The sequence below is a fragment of the Neisseria sp. P0009.S007 genome (assembly GCF_051962515.1).
Map to the genome: position 1 here is coordinate 1 of NZ_JBQCVF010000787.1, position 720 is coordinate 720.

General features: G+C 28.9%; 2 protein-coding genes. Both read left to right on the forward strand.

All coding sequences use genetic code 11. From position 1 onward, the window contains the following. Positions 1-590 (forward strand): DUF7834 domain-containing protein (locus ACTHS3_RS16360; RefSeq protein ID WP_440368554.1); only part of this gene is annotated, 590 nt, incomplete at its 5' end. Continuing rightward, the coding region (locus ACTHS3_RS16365) for a DUF262 domain-containing protein (RefSeq protein ID WP_440368555.1) at positions 577-720 on the forward strand (144 nt) is incomplete at its 3' end. The genes ACTHS3_RS16360 and ACTHS3_RS16365, both read left to right, overlap by 14 nt.

Below are 720 nucleotides of genomic sequence, written 5' to 3' on the forward strand. Positions count from 1 at the left end.
GAATATTAGCTACTCATGCCATACAAAAATTATTACATGAAAATCCATTTTTATATCGATCAATATCAGCATTTCAGGCCACACAAGTGTTAATCAATGGAAAATATTTCTTTGATTACATTGAACATTACACAGCCATCTATGCAAAACTATTCAAAGAAAAGGATGGATTGTTAGATAAAATTCATTCTATTAATGGAATTGATTTAGAAAAAGGAGTAATGGATTTTTTAAACAATCATAAATACAGCTATCGAACTGGTGATAAATACATTAGAAATTTATTTGAATGTACCGTATTGTTCTACTTTGATAAATTTGGAGAAAGCCATTTTGAAGAATTTATAACCAAAGCTTTTCTATGGGCTTACCGTACTCGGGTAGAATATCAGCGTATTACCTTTAAGACCATTGAAAATAAAGTTCATGATAAAGTTCATGATAAAGCTGGATTAATTTCTTATATTGAAAGATCCATCACACCCGAACAAGTCATGCGTTTTATTCAACAAACAGGAAAAGTCAATTTTTCAAAACATGTAGACCCTAAAATAAAAGAGATTTTGGAAATTAAAGATGAAAACAAATAATGATTACGTAAAAACATTAACCATAAATGAATTATTAAATTTAAATAAAGACAAATATATTATTCCTATTTATCAACGTAATTACGCATGGGGAGATGATGAGATCAGCCTTCTTATCCAAGACCTACGG